We start from the raw sequence: 16,732 nt of genomic DNA, 5'->3' as shown, positions 1-16,732 counted from the left end.
CTCAGGACTCCTGGGTGAGGGAGACGAGCACGTCGTCCCCTTCGATCTTTACGGGGTATACGGGGACGGGGCGGGTCGCGGGCAGACCGGAGGGCTTGCCGGTGCGCAGGTCGAACGAGGACCCGTGCAGCCAGCACTCGATCATGCAGTCCTCGACCTCGCCCTCCGAGAGCGAGACGTTCGCGTGCGAGCAGATGTCGTTGATCGCGAACACCTCCCCCTCGGTGGAGACGATGGACACCGGCGTGCCGTCGAGTTCCACCCGCTTGGGGGTGTTGTCCTCCAGCTCACTCAGCGCACAGGCCTTGACGTAGGTCATCAGACGGACGCCTCGAGCTCGGTCTCGATCTTGGCGAGCAGGCGCTCCTCGATGTCGTCGACACCGATCTGCTGGACGAGCTCGGCGAAGAAGCCGCGCACGACCAGACGGCGGGCCTCGTCGGCCGGGATGCCACGGGCCTGCAGGTAGAAGAGCTGCTCGTCGTCGAAGCGGCCGGTCGCGGAGGCGTGGCCGGCGCCGACGATCTCGCCGGTCTCGATCTCCAGGTTCGGCACCGAGTCGACCCGCGCGCCGTCCGTGAGGACGAGGTTGCGGTTCATCTCGTAGGTGTCGGTGCCCTCGGCGCTCTTCTCGATGAGGACGTCGCCGATCCACACGGCGTGGGCGCCTTCGCCCTGCAGCGCACCCTTGTAGACCACGTGGGACTTGCAGTGCGGGGCGTCGTGCGTGACCAGGAGGCGGTGCTCCTGGTGCTGGTCGGCGTCCGTGAAGTACAGGCCGAGGAGCTCGGCCTCGCCGCCGGGGCCCGCGTAGCTGACCCGCGGGTGCAGGCGTACCACGTCACCGCCGAAGGTGACCACGATCGACTTGTAGGTCGCGTCGCGGCCGACCAGGGCGTTGTGCTGGGAGCAGTGGACGGCGGTGTCGTCCCAGTCCTGCACGGACACGACGGTGAGCTTGGCGCCGTCGCCGACGAGGAAGTCGACGTTGGCGGCGCGCACGCCGTCACCGGTGTGGTCGATGACGATGACGGCCTCGGCGAAGGCCTGGACGTCGAAGACGGTGTGGCCGAAGGTCGTGCCGCCCTCGCCGTGCAGCGAGACGCGCACCGGCTCGGTCAGGACGGTCTCCTTGGGCACGGTGACGACCGTGGCCTTGGCGAAGGACGAGAACGCCTGGGCGGCGATCCGGTCCACCGGGGTGCCGGCCTTGCCGATGCGCGCGTCGTCGCGCTCCACCGACTCGACGGTGACGCCCTCGGGCGCGTCGATCTGGGCCTTCATGGTGCCGTTGGCGACCGCGGTGCCGTCGTGCAGACCACGCAGGCGCGCCAGCGGGGTGAACCGCCACTCCTCCTCGCGGCCGTGGGGGACGGGGAAGTCCGCCACGTCGAAGGACGGGGGTGCGCTCATCCGGGTGGCGACGGTGGACTCGGCGGCCACCGCGATCGCGCCGGCGGTGGTCGAACCCGCCGGAATGTTCTGAGCCTCAGCCATGGCTGTCGTGTTGCTCGCTCTCTTAAAAAGCAGTGCCTGCGTCGAAGAATGTGCTGCGTGAGCCGTGGGGCCGGCCGGGACTAGCCGACCGAGCCCTCCATCTGCAGCTCGATCAGCCGGTTGAGCTCCAGGGCGTACTCCATGGGCAGCTCGCGCGCGATGGGCTCGACGAAGCCGCGCACGATCATGGCCATGGCCTCGAACTCGGTCAGACCGCGGCTCATCAGGTAGAAGAGCTGGTCGTCGGAGACCTTGGAGACCGTGGCCTCGTGGCCCATGGAGACGTCGTCCTCGCGGACGTCCACGTACGGGTACGTGTCCGAACGGGAGATCGTGTCGACCAGCAGCGCGTCGCAGAGCACGTTCGACTTGGAGCCGTGGGCACCCTCGCCGATCTCGACCAGGCCGCGGTACGAGGTGCGGCCGCCGCCCCGCGCCACCGACTTGGAGACGATGTTGGAGGAGGTGTTCGGCGCCATGTGGACCATCTTGGAGCCGGCGTCCTGGTGCTGGCCCTCGCCCGCGAAGGCGATGGACAGGGTCTCGCCCTTGGCGTGCTCGCCCATCAGGTAGACGGCCGGGTACTTCATGGTGACCTTGGAACCGATGTTGCCGTCGATCCACTCCATGGTCGCGCCCTCGTACGCCACGGCGCGCTTGGTGACCAGGTTGTAGACGTTGTTCGACCAGTTCTGGATCGTCGTGTAGCGGCAGCGGCCGCCCTTCTTCACGATGATCTCGACCACGGCGCTGTGCAGCGAGTCCGAGGAGTAGATCGGGGCGGTGCAGCCCTCGACGTAGTGGACGTACGCGTCCTCGTCGACGATGATCAGCGTCCGCTCGAACTGGCCCATGTTCTCCGTGTTGATGCGGAAGTAGGCCTGGAGCGGGATGTCGACCTTGACGCCCTTGGGCACGTAGATGAACGAGCCGCCCGACCACACGGCGGTGTTCAGCGACGCGAACTTGTTGTCGCCGACGGGGATGACCGTGCCGAAGTACTCCTGGAAGAGCTCCGGGTGCTCCTTGAGCGCGGTGTCCGTGTCGAGGAAGATGACGCCCTGTTCCTCCAGGTCCTCGCGGATCTGGTGGTAGACGACCTCGGACTCGTACTGGGCGGCGACACCGGCGACGAGGCGCTGCTTCTCCGCCTCCGGGATGCCGAGCTTGTCGTACGTGTTCTTGATGTCCTGCGGCAGGTCCTCCCACGAAGCGGCCTGCTTCTCGGTGGAACGCACGAAGTACTTGATGTTGTCGAAGTCGATGCCGGAGAGGTCCGAGCCCCAGGTCGGCATGGGCTTCTTGTCGAAGAGCTTCAGGCCCTTGAGGCGGAGCTTCAGCATCCACTCGGGCTCGTTCTTCTTGGCCGAGATGTCGCGGACCACGTCCTCGGACAGGCCTCGCTTGGCAACCGCGCCGGCCTCGTCGGAGTCGGCCCAGCCGTACTCGTAATTGCCCAGACCCTCGAGCTCAGGGTGAGCAGTCTCCGTGGTCATGCGGGGTTCCTCCCGGCCGTGCGTGCAGATGCTGATGTGTCGGTCTGTGTGGTGCCCGCGCCTCGCGGGATGAACGTGGTGCACACCCCGTCGCCGTGGGCGATCGTGGCGAGGCGCTGCACATGCGTCCCGAGCAGGCGGGAGAAGACCTCGGTCTCCGCCTCGCAGAGCTGCGGGAACTGCTCGGCGACATGGGCGACCGGGCAGTGGTGCTGGCAGAGCTGTTCACCGCTGTGCGGACCGGGAGCGCTCTTCGCCGTAGCAGCGTACCCGTCCGCGCTCAACGCCTTGGCGAGGGCCTCGGTGCGCTCCTCGGGGGCGGCGGCGTCCAGGCTTTCCCGGTAGGTCTCGGCCTGTGCGTCCATCCGCGCCCTGGCGAAGGCGGCTACGGCCGCCTCCCCCTGCTCTCCTCCGCCGGCGGCCTGCGCGATCCAGCGCAGTGCGTCCGCGGCGAGGGAGTCGTAGGACTGGTCGAACGCGTCGCGGCCGCAGTCGGTCAGCGCGAAGACCTTGGCGGGCCGCCCCCGGGTGCGCGTGCCGTACACGCGCTGCTCACGCGGTTCGACCACGTCGTCGGCGACGAGCGTGTCGAGGTGGCGGCGGACGGCGGCCTGGGTGAGGCCGAGACGCGCGGCGAGGTCGGCGACGGTGGACGGACCGTGGTCCAGGATGGAACGCGCGACCCGGTTGCGGGTTGACCGCTCCCCGGTAGCGAGTTCCCCCTGGGGGGCCTCGATCATCCGTTCGCCGTATTTCACAACGCCATTGTTGCGTAATTAGTCGAGCCCCGACAAGCCGTGACGGACGCCACGCCTGGTGTCCTCCATCACTAAGGGTTACCTAACCTATCTACGGAGAGTGAGGGCGGGCCCGGACGCACCGGCCTGGCCAGCGGTGATGCACGGGCGGGGGAACCTCGCCCCGGCACCCCTGAGTGGCCCTACCGCTCCGTAGACTCACCCGCATGAGCAATGACCCCGCCGTGGCGATCCGCGGACTGGTGAAGCGGTACGGCCCCAAGACCGCCGTGGACGGACTGGACCTCACCGTCCGCAAGGCCTCGGTCACCGCCGTCCTCGGTCCCAACGGCGCGGGCAAGACGACCACCGTGGAAACCTGCGAGGGCTACCGCCGCCCCGACGCCGGCACCGTCCGCGTCCTCGGGCTCGACCCGGTCACCCAGGCCGAGGCGCTGCGCCCGCGGATAGGCGTCATGCTCCAGTCCGGCGGGGTCTACTCCGGCGCCCGCGCCGTCGAGATGCTGCGCCACATGGCCAGGCTGTACTCCGACCCCCTCGACGTGGACGCCCTGGTGGAACGGCTCGGACTGGGCGGCTGCGGCCGCACCCCCTACCGTCGCCTCTCCGGCGGCCAGCAGCAGCGTCTGGCGCTGGCCATGGCCGTGGTCGGCCGCCCCGAGCTGGTCTTCCTGGACGAGCCGACCGCGGGGCTGGACCCGCAGGCCCGCCGGGCGACCTGGGACCTCGTACGGGAACTGCGCGCCGACGGGGTCTCCGTCGTCCTCACCACCCACCACATGGACGAGGCCGAGCAGCTCGCGGACGAGGTCGCCATCGTGGACACGGGCCGGGTCATCGCCCACGGCAGCCCCGAGCAGCTGTGCCGCGGCGGCGCCGAGAACACCCTGCGCTTCACCGGCCGGCCCGCCCTCGACCTCGGCTCGCTGCTCAAGGCGCTGCCCGACGGCACCGAGGCCGCCGAGCTCACCGCCGGCGTGTACCGGGTCACCGGTTCCGTCGACCCGCAGCTGCTGGCCACCGTCGCCTCCTGGTGCGCGCAGAACGGGGTGATGCCGAACAGCCTCTCGGTGGAGCGGCACACCCTCGAAGACGTCTTTCTCGAGCTGACGGGCAAGGAGCTGCGCGCATGAGTGCCGGTACGTTCACCCCCAACCCGGGGGCCGCTCCCGTGTCCCGCATGATCCTGGCGCAGGCCGGGCTGGAGACCCGGATGCTGCTGCGCAACGGGGAGCAGCTGCTGCTGACCGTGATCATCCCGGCGCTGCTGCTGGTGCTGTTCTCCGCCGTCGACATCGTGGACACGGGAGCGGGCAGGTCCGTCGACTTCCTCGCGCCCGGCGTCCTGGCGCTCGCGGTGATGTCCACCGCCTTCACCGGGCAGGCCATCGCCACCGGCTTCGACCGCCGCTACGGGGTGCTCAAGCGGCTCGGCGCCTCGCCGCTGCCGCGCTGGGCGCTGATGGCCGCCAAGACGCTGTCCGTGCTGGTGACCGAGGTGCTCCAGATCGCACTGCTGACGGTGATCGCCTTCGCGCTGGGCTGGTCCCCGCAGGGGAACCCGCTGTCGGTCGCCGCCCTGGTCCTGCTCGGCACCGCCGCGTTCTCCGGGCTCGGGCTGCTGATGGCGGGCACCTTGCGGGCCGAGGCCACGCTGGCCGCCGCCAACCTGGTGTTCCTGCTGCTGCTGGTCGGCGGCGGGGTGATCGTACCGATGGAGAAGTTCCCCGGAGCCGTGCAGTCAGCGCTCGGGCTGCTGCCGATCTCGGCGCTGTCCGACGGGCTGCGCGAGGTGCTCCAGCACGGCGCCGCGCTGCCGTGGGGGGACGTGGCGGTGCTCGCCGCGTGGGCCGTCCTCGGACTGGGCGCGGCCGCGAGGCTCTTCCGCTGGGAGTGAATCCCCTCTCCCGGACGTTGATCCGGCTGGAGGATGGGCGCCGCCCCGCGGGGGCGGGGCACACCACGACTGCCGGGGGGCGGACATGGCGCAGCGGGAAGACGTTCTACGGCTGGACGGGCAATGGGCGAGGATCCGGTCGGGGGCCGATCGGGCGGCGCCCGCAGAGGCCGAGGCGCTGCTCACGGAGCTGATCGGCGCCCTGCGCGAGCCGGCGCGGACCGATCCGGAGTGTGCGGCGCGGCTCGGCCTGCGCCTGGGGGATCTGGCGGCCCGCCGGTTCGCCGGCGGTGACCGGGCGGGTGCGCTGGCGGCCGTCGAGGAGGGGCTGCGGCATGCGCAGCAGGCGGCGGGGCACGCGCCCGAGTACGCCCGCTGGTACGCCCGGGGCCTGATCAACCAGGGGGTCTGGCTGTCCTGGCCGCTCAGCGACGGGGACCGGCTGCCCCGCCACCCGCTCGGCCCCGCGGCCGAGACCGGCCCGAGCGCCATGGAGCGGGCGGCGGGCGAGCGCGCCCGTGACCTGACCCGGGCGGCCGTCGAGGTGTGGGCGGCCCTGGACCAGCGCGATCCGGTCAACCGGCGCGGTCTCGCCCAGGCGAAGGTGTTCCTCGGCGACCGCCTCGCGGAGCTGGGCGCCGGCGAGGAGGCGGTGGCGTGGGCGGTGGACGCGGAGGGCGGGTTCCGCCAGTTGCTGCTCGCGGCCCCCGGCCCCGAGGAGGCCCAGGAGGCGGAGGAGGCCCTCGACCACATCGGCCGCCAGCTCGAACTGCGGCTGCGCCACCTGTCCTTCGACTCCCTGGTGAGCCTGCGCGGGCGGGGGCTGCTGCCCGAATCCCTGCTGCCCCGGGCGGTGGTGGCGGCCCGGATCCAGGGAGTGGCCGAGCCCGAGATCGCGGCGCGGCTGCACCTCGACGCCGAACAGGTGCGCACGATGCTGGAGGTCACGCCCTGGCGTGCGGTGTGGCGCTTCGAGGTGCGCGGTCCTGACGGACTGTGGAACGTACAAGGACATCCCTGGCACAGCGCGGCAGATGTGAGGAACAGGACAGCGCAGGACGTAGGGGACGAATTGCTCCGCGGGTTCGCGGCATCCCCGGACTACCCGGGCGTCGGCGTTCCTTGGCGGGTCCGCGTGTGGTGGCACGAGGAAGGGGACCCGGCCGGGGCCCGGTTCAGCCGGGTCGTCGGGCCCGACACCTCGGCGGGCCGCGCGGCGGGCGGTTCCACGGGGACCCCCTCGTGAAAGTTTGCACAAGGCTCCGCGTACGATAAGGGCCGTGTTGACCCCTCTCGCTTACATCGCCAGCCGCTGGACCCCGTCACCCCGGATCGTCCGGCGGGCCGCGTTCGCCGCGCTCGTCATGAGCGTGGTCATCGTCGTCACGGGCGGTGCGGTGCGGCTGACCGGATCCGGTCTCGGCTGTGACACCTGGCCCAAGTGCACCGACGACAGCCTGATCGTGACCCCGGAGCAGGGCTTCCACGGGGCGGTCGAGTTCGGCAACCGGATGCTGACGTACGTGCTCTGCGCGGCCGTCGGCTGGGGCATCGTCGCGGCCCGCTCGGCCAAGCCCTGGCGCCGCTCGCTGACGAAGCTCGGCTGGCTCCAGTTCTTCATCGTGATGGGCAACGCGGTCCTCGGCGGCATCACCGTCCTGACGGGGCTCAACCCGTACAGCGTCGCCGGGCACTTCCTCCTCGCCACCTCCCTGATCACCGTCACCACGGTCACCTGGCAGCGCACCCGTGAAGGTGACACCGCTCCGCGGCCGCGCGTCCCCGGTCCCGTGCGCAAGCTCTCGTGGGCCCTGCTCGCGACCACCCTGGTGCTGATCGCGGCGGGCACGGTGGTCACCGGTTCGGGTCCGCATGCCGGCGACCGCAGCGAGATCAAGCGCATGCCGTTCGACTGGTCGGCCACCGCCCACGTCCACGCCGTGTCCGCCTGGGTGGTGTGCGCGCTCGCCGTCGCCATGTGGCTGGTGCTGCGCGTGGTGGACGCCCCGGTCGACGCCCGGTCCCGCGCGCGTGACCTGCTGATCGTGCTGCTCGCCCAGGGCGGCATCGGCTACGTGCAGTACTTCACCCACGTGCCCGAGGCCCTGGTCGCCACCCACATGCTCGGCTCCTGCCTGGTGTGGATCGCCGTGCTCCGCGTGGCGCTGAGCCTGCGGGAGCGGCCCGCCGCGCAGGCGGAGATCCCGGCGCAGGGCGACCCGCAGCTCTCCTCCGTCTGATCCGACCGATCCGACCGACCCGTCTGATCAGACCGATCCGCCGGGGCCCCGGGCCCCGGCGCGGGCCGGCCCGCTCCCGCTCAGCCGCGCCCGTCCAGCCGGTAGACCCGGCGGGCGTTGCCCGACGCGATCATGGCCGCCACCCGTTCGGCGTCCCGCCAGGACCAGGCGCCCTCGCCGACCCAGCCGCCCAGCACCCGGCCCAGTGCCTCCCGGAACGCCAGGGCGCCCACCGCGTGCAGCTCGGGCAGCCGGCGCCCGCCGCTGGAGAACAGCAGCTTGCCGAAGGGGGCGACCTCCAGCACCTCGGCCAGCACCCCCGCCGCCCGTGCGCCGCTCTGCCCGAGCGCCGCGCCCAGATCGGCGTGGACGTGCGGGAAGGCCGCCGCCAGCTGGGCGGCGTGCCGGTGGTACGGGTAGCCGCCCAGCAGCACCAGCCTGGTCCCCAGCCCCGCGGTGGCCCGTACGAACTCCGTCAGCAGTGCCGGATCGCCCTGCTCCGGCCGCTGCCCCGGCTCCCCCGCGCCCGCCCCGGTGTGCAGCTGGAGCGGCAGCCCCGTCGCCACGGCGCTCCACAGCAGGTGCCGCAGGAGTACGGGGTCCCGTACGGCCCCGCCCTTGGGGCGCTGGGCCAGCCACCGCCCGGCAGCCCCGCGCACCTCGCCCGGGCCCGGCGGCTCGGGGGCCCGCCCGAGCACGGCGGGATATCCGGCGTCCGCCCCGCAGGTGAAGGCCACGGCCGCGACGGCGGCGTGGTGGACGGCCTCGGCGAGATTGGCGAGGAAGGCTGCGACGGTGCCGGAGGTGTCGGCGACCTGCTCGGCCAGCAGTTCCAGCCGGACCACCTCGAAGGCGTCGGCGTCCCCCGCGAGCGCCAGCTCCTTGGGGAGGGTGAGGTCGCCGGGCACGCCCGTGTCGACCAGGTAGACGGCGACCCCGGAGCCGCGCAGCAGCCTGCGCCCGGCCTCGACGACACCCAGTTCGCGCCGCCGGGCCAGGTAGCGGGCGGGGGCGCAGTGGGGCTCCAGTCCGAGGAGCGGCGGGCACCAGCGGCGCACCGCGAACCCGGTCTGGGTGTCGAAGAAGGTGGTTCCTGCGGCGGGCGGGCCCGCCGAGCTGATCAGCTGGGCCTCGAAGGTGCCGAGGCCCAGCTCCGTGCGGAGCACTCCGTGGCAGTACTGGTCCACCAGGGGCGGCGTTTCGATCATCCGGGCATCCCGTTGCGGACGTGAGGAAGGGGCTTCCACACGTCCTAACGGGTGAGCGGGGTGTGAGGTGTTGCTCGCGCTGTTGACCGAGAGGCCACCTGGGGAGCGTCCGGGGGGTCTTCGGGCGGCGGCCGCTGGAGGGCGCAGCCCCCCGCCGGGCTCAGGCCGCCGGGTTCGACGCCCCGCCGAGCTGGATGCCGGCCATGCGCGACCACTCGTAGGGGCCGGTCTTCACGCGCGCGGCGAACTCGCCGTCGAACTCCTCGTGGAGGGTCAGACCGGCCTTCTCCGCGGCCAGCTCGGCCACCGCGTGGGTCGGGGCCACCAGGTCGCCCCAGCCGCCGTCGGTGCCGACGAGGACGATCCGGGTGCCCGCCTGGCCGATGTGCGCGATCTGGCCCTCGGCGCCGCCGTGCTCCTTGGCGAACGCGCCGATCTGCTTGGCCAGCTTCGCGGCCTTCCGGTCCTGCTTCTTGTCTGCGGTGTCCGCGGTGGTGTCTGCCATGGACAGCATGCTACCGGCGGGTAATGAGCGGAGGAAGTATCAGCGGAGGAAGGGATCCACGGCCACAGCGACGAACAGCAGCGACACGTAGGTGATGGACCAGTGGAACAGGCGCATCTCCTTGAGCTTCGCGCCCGTCACGCCCGCCTTGGCCCGCGCGTGGAGCGCGTGCGCCTCCCACAGCCACCAGCCGCCCGCCGCCAGCGCGACCGCCGTGTAGAACCAGCCGGTGTACCCCAGCGGGGTGAGCAGCAGCGAGACGGCCACCATCACCCAGCTGTAGAGGACGATCTGGCGCGCCACGGCCTTGTTGCCGGCCACGACCGGCAGCATCGGCACGCCGACGCGCGCGTAGTCCTCCTTCACCTTCATGGACAGCGGCCAGTAGTGCGGCGGCGTCCAGAAGAAGATGACCAGGAAGAGGATGACGGCGGCCCAGGAGACCTCGTTCTTGACGGCGGACCAGCCGATGAGCACCGGCATGCAGCCGGCGATGCCGCCCCAGACGATGTTCTGCGCGGTGCGCCGCTTCAGCAGCATCGTGTAGACGACGACATAGAAGAGGAGCGCGCCGAGCGCGAGGGCGGCCGACAGCCAGTTGACGAGCAGGCCGAAGAACAGCGTGGAGACCACCGCGAGGGTGATTCCGAAGGCCAGGCACTCGCGCGGGCTGACCATGCCGGTCACCAGCGGTCGCTGCGAGGTCCGGTCCATCAACGCGTCGATGTCGCGGTCGATGTACATGTTCAGCGCGTTGGCACCGCCTGCTGACAAGTACCCGCCGAAGCAGGTCGCGAGGACCAGCCACAGCGACGGCACGCCCTGCTCCGCGAGGAACATCACCGGCACTGTGGTGATCAGCAGAAGTTCGATGATCCGCGGCTTGGTCAAAGCCACGAAAGCCATGACCCGGGCCCCGAACGGCCGGTGACCGGGGCTCGTCCCGAGCACCCCCGCTGGACGGGATTCGACGGCCGTCACGCACACCCCTGACAGAGAAACCAGCAAGCTCCGGACATAAAGGTCCGCTGAAGGCTCGCACGTACCACGCCACTCTAGACGTTGCACTTACGTCGCCCCGCGCGGGGGTCGCCTCGTGTTGGTCCGATCGGACCGCCGACGTTGTGACGGACTGCAGGCACTCGAATAGCTGCATGCCGTCACGGGGGTAGGCTCGGAATCGCGCCGGTGCACCGTTCGTCACCGGGTAACAGACATGTGGAGAGGAGCCCTGACCCACGGTGAGCACCAAGCCGACGACCACAGAGCTCGACTGGACCGACCTCGACCAGCGGGCCGTCGACACCGCCCGCATCCTGGCCGCCGACGCGGTCCAGAAGGTCGGTAACGGCCACCCCGGTACGGCGATGAGCCTGGCCCCCGCCGCGTACACCCTCTTCCAGAAGGTGATGCGGCACGACCCCGCGGATCCCGAGTGGGTGGGCCGCGACCGTTTCGTGCTTTCCGCGGGGCACTCGTCCCTCACCCTCTACACCCAGCTCTACCTCGGCGGCTTCGGCCTGGAGCTGGCCGACCTGGAGGCCTTCCGCACCTGGGGTTCCAAGACCCCCGGCCACCCGGAGTACGGCCACACGGCCGGCGTCGAGACCACCACCGGCCCGCTGGGCCAGGGCATCGCCAACGCGGTGGGCATGGCCATGGCCGCCCGCTACGAGCGCGGCCTGTTCGACCCGGAGGCCGCCCCGGGCACCTCCCCGTTCGACCACATGGTCTACGCGATCGCGGGTGACGGCTGCCTCCAGGAGGGCATCTCCCACGAGGCGTCCGCCCTGGCCGGCCACCAGAAGCTCGGCAACCTGGTGCTGCTGTGGGACGACAACCACATCTCCATCGAGGGTGACACCGAGACGGCCGTCTCCGAGGACACCCTCAAGCGTTACGAGGCGTACGGCTGGCACGTCCAGCGCGTCGCGCAGCAGCCGAACGGCGACCTCGACCCGAAGGCGCTGTTCGAGGCCCTCGCCGCGGCCAAGGCCGAGACCGGGCGCCCCTCCTTCATCGCGATGCGCTCGATCATCGCCTGGCCGGCTCCGCACGCCCAGGGCACCGAGGCCGCGCACGGCTCGGCCCTCGGTGACGACGAGGTCGCCGCCACCAAGCGCGTCCTCGGCTTCGACCCGGAGAAGAGCTTCGACGTCTCCGCCGAGGTCCTCGCGCACACCCGCAAGGCGCTGGATCGCGGCCGCGAGGCCAAGGCCGCGTGGGAGAAGGACTTCTCCGCCTGGCGCACCGCCAACCCGGAGCGCGCCGCCGAGTTCGACCGCATCAACGCCAACGAGCTGCCCGCGGGCTGGGAGGACAAGCTCCCCGTCTTCGAGACCGGCAAGGGCGTCGCCACCCGCGCGGCCTCCGGCAAGGTGCTCGAGGCGCTCGGCTCGGTCATCCCGGAGCTGTGGGGCGGCTCGGCCGACCTGGCCGGCTCCAACAACACCACGATCGACAAGCACTCGTCCTTCCTCCCGAAGGGCAACCCGCTGCCGGAGGCCGACCCGTACGGGCGCACCGTCCACTTCGGCATCCGCGAGCACGCCATGGCCGCGACCATGAACGGCATCGCGCTGCACGGCCACACCCGCATCTACGGCGGCACCTTCCTGGTGTTCTCCGACTACATGCGCAACGCCGTCCGCCTGTCCGCGCTGATGCACGTGCCGGTGACGTACGTGTGGACGCACGACTCCATCGGTCTGGGCGAGGACGGCCCGACCCACCAGCCGATCGAGCACCTCGCCTCGCTGCGCGCCATCCCGGGCCTGAACGTGGTCCGCCCGGCCGACGCGAACGAGACCGTCATCGCCTGGCGCGAGATCCTGCGCCGCCACACCAAGGTGTTCGGCAAGGGTGCCCCGCACGGTCTGGCGCTGACCCGCCAGGGCGTGCCGACGTACGACCGCAACGAGGACGCCGCCAAGGGCGGGTACGTGCTGTTCGAGGCGGAGGGCGGCCAGGCGCAGGTCGTCCTCATCGGCACCGGCTCCGAGGTCCAGCTCGCCGTCGCCGCGCGCGAGGCGCTGCAGGCCGAGGGCATCCCGGCCCGCGTGGTCTCGATGCCGTCCGTCGAGTGGTTCGAGGAGCAGGACCAGGCGTACAAGGACAGCGTCCTGCCGCCGTCCGTCAAGGCGCGGGTCGCGGTCGAGGCCGGTGTCGGCCTGACCTGGCACCGCTACGTGGGCGACGCCGGCCGGATCGTCTCGCTGGAGCACTTCGGTGCCTCCGCCGACGCCAAGGTGCTGTTCCGCGAGTTCGGGTTCACCCCCGAGGCCGTGGCGGCCGCCGCCAAGGAATCGATCACCGCCGCCGCGCGCTGACACCGGTACACGAACCAGTAGGAGATGCAATTCCCATGACAGACGCACTCAAGCGCCTCTCCGACGAGGGCGTGGCGATCTGGCTGGACGACCTGTCCCGCAAGCGCATCACGTCCGGCAACCTGGCCGAGCTCATCGACCAGTCGCACGTGGTCGGTGTCACCACCAACCCGTCGATCTTCCAGAAGGCGATCAGCAGCGGCGACGGCTACGAGCAGCAGCTCGCCGACCTCGCGGCCCGCAAGGTCACCGTCGAGGAGGCCATCCGCATGATCACGACGGCGGACGTCCGCGACGCCGCCGACATCCTGCGCCCGGTCTTCGACCGCACCGACGGCCAGGACGGCCGCGTGTCGATCGAGGTCGACCCCCGGCTGGCCCACAACACCGCGGCGACCGTCGCCGAGGCCAAGCAGCTCGCCTGGCTGGTGGACCGCCCGAACACGCTGATCAAGATCCCGGCTACCAAGGCCGGCCTGCCGGCGATCACCGAGGTCATCGGCAGGGGCATCAGCGTCAACGTCACGCTGATCTTCTCGCTGGAGCGCTACCGCGAGGTCATGGACGCCTACCTGGCGGGCCTGGAGAAGGCGAAGGCCTCGGGCCTGGACCTGTCCGAGATCCACTCGGTCGCCTCCTTCTTCGTGTCCCGCGTCGACTCCGAGATCGACAAGCGCCTGGACGCCATCGGCTCCGACGAGGCGAAGGCCCTCAAGGGCAAGGCGGCCCTCGCCAACGCCCGTCTGGCCTACGAGGCCTACGAAGAGGTGTTCTCCTCCGACCGGTGGAACGCCCTGGAGCGGGTCGGCGCCAACAAGCAGCGTCCGCTGTGGGCCTCGACTGGCGTCAAGGACCCGGCGTACAAGGACACCCTCTACGTGGTCGACCTGGTCGCCCCGAACACGGTGAACACCATGCCGGAGGCCACCCTGGAGGCCACCGCCGACCACGGCGAGGTCACCGGTGACACCGTGCGCGGCACCTACGAGCAGGCGCGCGCCGAGCTCGACGCGGTCGCGAAGCTCGGCGTCTCGTACGACGATGTGGTGCAGCTGCTCGAGGACGAGGGCGTCGAGAAGTTCGAGGCGGCGTGGAACGACCTGCTGAAGTCCACCGAGGCGGAGCTCGAGCGCCTCGCCCCTACGGAGGCCTGAGCACTTTGTCTGTAGACGGAGCGAACCCGCTTCGTGACGCACAGGACCGGCGGCTCCCGCGCATCGCGGGGCCGTCCGGCCTGGTCATTTTCGGCGTTACGGGTGACCTGTCGCGCAAGAAGCTGATGCCCGCCATCTACGACCTGGCGAACCGGGGGCTGCTGCCGCCGGGCTTCTCGCTGATCGGCTTCGCCCGCCGTGAATGGGAGCACGAGGACTTCGCACAGGAGGTGTACGAGGCCGTCAAGCAGCACTCGCGCACCCCCTTCCGGGAGGAGGTCTGGCAGCAGCTGGTTCAGGGCTGCCGGTTCGTGCAGGGCGACTTCGACGACGACGCCGCGTTCGAGACGCTGAAGTCGACGATCGACGAGCTCGACAAGGCGCAGGGGACGGGCGGCAACTTCGCCTTCTACCTGTCCGTGCCGCCGAAGTTCTTCCCCAAGGTGGTCCAGCAGCTCAAGAACCACGGGCTGGCCCAGAAGGAGGGCTCCTGGCGGCGTGCCGTCATCGAGAAGCCCTTCGGGCACGACCTGAAGAGCGCCGAGGAGCTCAACAAGGTCGTCCACGAGGTGTTCCCGCGTGACGAGGTCTTCCGGATCGACCACTACCTCGGCAAGGAGACCGTCCAGAACATCCTGGCGCTCCGCTTCGCCAACACCATGTTCGAGCCGATCTGGAACCGGTCGTACGTCGACCACGTGCAGATCACCATGGCCGAGGACATCGGCATCGGCGGCCGGGCCGGGTACTACGACGGCATCGGCGCCGCCCGTGACGTCATCCAGAACCACCTGCTCCAGCTGCTCGCGCTGACCGCGATGGAGGAGCCCGGCTCCTTCCACCCCAAGGCTCTGGTGGCGGAGAAGCTCAAGGTCCTCACGGCCGTCGAGCTCCCCGAGGACCTGGGCAAGCACACCGTGCGCGGCCAGTACTCGGCGGCGTGGCAGGGCGGCGAGAAGGTCGTCGGGTACCTCGAAGAGGAGGGCATCGACCCCAAGTCGAAGACCGACACCTACGCGGCGATCCGCCTGGAGATCAACAACCGCCGCTGGGCGGGCGTCCCGTTCTACCTGCGGACGGGCAAGCGCCTGGGCCGCCGCGTCACCGAGATCGCGGTGGTCTTCAAGCGGGCCCCGTACCTGCCGTTCGAGTCGGGCGCGACCGAGGAGCTGGGGCAGAACGCCCTGGTCATCCGGGTCCAGCCGGACGAGGGCATCACGGTGCGTTTCGGCTCCAAGGTTCCGGGCACCTCCATGGAGGTCCGGGACGTGACGATGGACTTCGCGTACGGCGAGTCCTTCACGGAGTCGAGCCCCGAGGCGTACGAGCGGCTGATCCTCGATGTCCTGCTGGGTGACGCGAACCTCTTCCCGCGCCACCAGGAGGTCGAGCTGTCCTGGAACATCCTCGACCCGATCGAGGAGTACTGGGACAAGCACGGCAAGCCCGCGCAGTACCCGGCGGGCACCTGGGGGCCGGTCGAGGCGGACGAGATGCTCGCACGAGACGGACGGAGCTGGCGCCGGCCATGAAGATCGACCTCACGGAGACCACCTCCAGCAAGATCAACGCCGCGTTGGTGCAGGCGCGCCGGGACATCGGCACGCCGGCCATCGGCATGGTCCTCACGCTGGTGATCGTGACCGACGAGGAGAACGCGTACGACGCGCTCAAGTCGGCGAACGACGCGTCCCACGAACACCCTTCGCGGATCGTCGTCGTCATCAAGCGGGCCAGCCGCTCGCCGCGCAGCCGCCGCGACGCCCGTCTCGACGCGGAAGTCCGCGTCGGGGCGGACGCCGGCACCGGCGAGACGGTGGTGCTCCGCCTTCACGGTGAACTGGTCAACCACGCCCAGTCGGTGGTTCTCCCGCTCCTCCTGCCGGACGCGCCCGTCGTGGTCTGGTGGCCGGACGGCGCCCCGTCGAACCTGGCGGGCGATCCGCTGGGTGCGCTCGGACAGCGCCGGATCTCGGACACGTACGCCAGCGAGAGCCCGCAGCAGGCGCTCGGGGAGCGGGCCGCGGCCTACGCCCCGGGTGACACGGACCTGTCCTGGACCCGGATCACGCCGTGGCGGTCGATGCTGGCCGCCGCGCTGGACCAGCAGGCCGTGAAGGTCACCTCGGCGGTCGTCGAGGGCGAGGACGAGAACCCGAGCTGCGAGCTGCTGGCCATGTGGCTGGCGGACCGCCTCCAGGTGCCCGTCCGGCGGACCGGCTCGCAGGGCCCCGGCCTGACCTCGGTCCGGCTGGAGACCAAGGACGGCGACATCGTCCTGGACCGGGCCGACGGCTCGCTGGCCACGCTGTGCATGCCGGGTCAGCCCGACCGTGCGGTGGCGCTCAAGCGCCGCGACACGGCCGAGCTGCTCGCGGAGGAGCTGCGCCGGCTCGACCCGGACAACACGTTCGAGGCAGCGCTGAAGTTCGGCGTGTCGCGCCTGGAGGCCGCTGCGGCCGCCGACGCGGCCGCCGCTCCGGCGAAGGCGGCGCCAGCCGAGGTCACGGCCACGGACTCCCCCGAGACCGTGACCGGCCCCAAGGCCGACGCCGGGCCCGCGAAGCCCGCGGCCAGGTCCGGCAAGCCCGCCAAGCCGGCCGGGAAGTCCTCGGCCAAGTAGCCGACAGCCGCTGCGCGGAGCCGTC

Annotated in this window: 15 protein-coding genes; 8 read left to right on the top strand and 7 right to left on the bottom strand. The window is 71.0% G+C overall.

What is annotated here, in order from left to right; genetic code table 11:
* Position 1 precedes the first annotated feature (1 nt).
* The 4 genes from ACIPK4_RS11820 to ACIPK4_RS11805 all read right to left on the bottom strand — a co-directional run bounded on the left by ACIPK4_RS11820 (position 2) and on the right by ACIPK4_RS11805 (position 3,751).
* Entirely contained in the window at positions 2–319 is a 318-nt protein-coding gene (locus ACIPK4_RS11820) for a bifunctional 3-phenylpropionate/cinnamic acid dioxygenase ferredoxin subunit (RefSeq protein WP_402311364.1), read from the bottom strand.
* A complete protein-coding gene (sufD, locus tag ACIPK4_RS11815) occupies positions 319–1,497 on the bottom strand; it encodes a Fe-S cluster assembly protein SufD (RefSeq protein ID WP_054222731.1) in 1,179 nt (392 codons plus the stop codon). Before sufD ends, ACIPK4_RS11820 begins: the two co-directional genes overlap by 1 nt.
* A gap of 80 nt (positions 1,498–1,577) precedes the next feature.
* Positions 1,578–2,993, bottom strand: coding sequence for a Fe-S cluster assembly protein SufB (gene sufB / locus ACIPK4_RS11810; RefSeq protein WP_376191812.1), 1,416 nt, complete (start codon positions 2,991–2,993; stop codon positions 1,578–1,580).
* A complete protein-coding gene (locus ACIPK4_RS11805) occupies positions 2,990–3,751 on the bottom strand; it encodes a helix-turn-helix transcriptional regulator (RefSeq protein ID WP_402311361.1) in 762 nt (253 codons plus the stop codon). The genes sufB and ACIPK4_RS11805 overlap by 4 nt, the downstream gene beginning before the upstream one ends.
* A 206-nt stretch (positions 3,752–3,957) precedes the next feature.
* On the opposite strand from ACIPK4_RS11805, the gene ACIPK4_RS11800 reads away from it, so the two are divergent.
* The 4 genes from ACIPK4_RS11800 (at position 3,958) to ACIPK4_RS11785 (ending at position 7,888) form a co-directional block, all read left to right on the top strand.
* Positions 3,958–4,884 carry an ABC transporter ATP-binding protein gene (locus ACIPK4_RS11800; protein ID WP_402311358.1) on the top strand — a complete coding sequence of 309 codons (927 nt, stop codon included), beginning with the start codon at positions 3,958–3,960 and terminating at the stop codon, positions 4,882–4,884.
* On the top strand, positions 4,881–5,648 hold the full coding sequence (locus ACIPK4_RS11795; RefSeq protein WP_402311355.1) for an ABC transporter permease: 768 nt from the start codon (positions 4,881–4,883) through the stop codon (positions 5,646–5,648). Before ACIPK4_RS11800 ends, ACIPK4_RS11795 begins: the two co-directional genes overlap by 4 nt.
* Positions 5,649–5,733: 85 nt before the next feature.
* Positions 5,734–6,894, top strand: coding sequence for a hypothetical protein (locus ACIPK4_RS11790; RefSeq protein ID WP_402311353.1), 1,161 nt, complete (start codon positions 5,734–5,736; stop codon positions 6,892–6,894).
* A 4-nt stretch (positions 6,895–6,898) separates the two neighbouring features.
* Complete coding sequence (locus ACIPK4_RS11785) at positions 6,899–7,888, top strand: heme A synthase (RefSeq protein WP_402311351.1); 990 nt, start codon at positions 6,899–6,901, stop codon at positions 7,886–7,888.
* An 80-nt stretch (positions 7,889–7,968) separates the two neighbouring features.
* On the opposite strand, the gene ACIPK4_RS11780 is transcribed toward ACIPK4_RS11785, so the two are convergent.
* The 3 genes from ACIPK4_RS11780 to ACIPK4_RS11770 form a co-directional block, all read right to left on the bottom strand.
* Complete coding sequence (locus tag ACIPK4_RS11780; RefSeq protein ID WP_402311348.1) at positions 7,969–9,096, bottom strand: amidohydrolase family protein; 1,128 nt, start codon at positions 9,094–9,096, stop codon at positions 7,969–7,971.
* 160 nt (positions 9,097–9,256) lie between these two features.
* The gene (locus ACIPK4_RS11775) at positions 9,257–9,601 is read right to left on the bottom strand and encodes a hypothetical protein (RefSeq protein WP_376191795.1); all 345 of its coding nucleotides are present in this window, start codon (positions 9,599–9,601) and stop codon (positions 9,257–9,259) included.
* A 39-nt stretch (positions 9,602–9,640) separates the two neighbouring features.
* Entirely contained in the window at positions 9,641–10,588 is a 948-nt protein-coding gene (locus ACIPK4_RS11770; protein ID WP_082410379.1) for a heme o synthase, read from the bottom strand.
* A 254-nt stretch (positions 10,589–10,842) separates the two neighbouring features.
* Between ACIPK4_RS11770 and tkt the strand changes: the two genes are divergently transcribed.
* The 4 genes from tkt to opcA are packed head-to-tail and all read left to right on the top strand — an operon-like array spanning position 10,843 to position 16,707.
* Positions 10,843–12,930 (top strand): transketolase, encoded by a 2,088-nt coding sequence (gene tkt / locus ACIPK4_RS11765; RefSeq protein ID WP_402311345.1) that lies wholly within the window; start codon positions 10,843–10,845, stop codon positions 12,928–12,930.
* A 35-nt stretch (positions 12,931–12,965) separates the two neighbouring features.
* Positions 12,966–14,084: a transaldolase gene (tal, locus tag ACIPK4_RS11760; RefSeq protein ID WP_054222740.1), complete on the top strand. Its 1,119-nt coding sequence runs from the start codon at positions 12,966–12,968 to the stop codon at positions 14,082–14,084.
* Positions 14,085–14,089: 5 nt separating this feature from the next.
* Positions 14,090–15,616 carry a glucose-6-phosphate dehydrogenase gene (zwf, locus tag ACIPK4_RS11755; protein WP_054222741.1) on the top strand — a complete coding sequence of 509 codons (1,527 nt, stop codon included), beginning with the start codon at positions 14,090–14,092 and terminating at the stop codon, positions 15,614–15,616.
* Positions 15,613–16,707: a glucose-6-phosphate dehydrogenase assembly protein OpcA gene (gene opcA / locus ACIPK4_RS11750; RefSeq protein ID WP_402311341.1), complete on the top strand. Its 1,095-nt coding sequence runs from the start codon at positions 15,613–15,615 to the stop codon at positions 16,705–16,707. The genes zwf and opcA overlap by 4 nt, the downstream gene beginning before the upstream one ends.
* The last annotated feature ends 25 nt before the right edge of the window (positions 16,708–16,732 follow it).

This window comes from Streptomyces sp. NPDC086989 (genome assembly GCF_044745505.1).
Lineage (GTDB): Bacteria > Actinomycetota > Actinomycetes > Streptomycetales > Streptomycetaceae > Streptomyces.
This window is presented reverse-complemented; position numbering and strand designations above follow the sequence as displayed.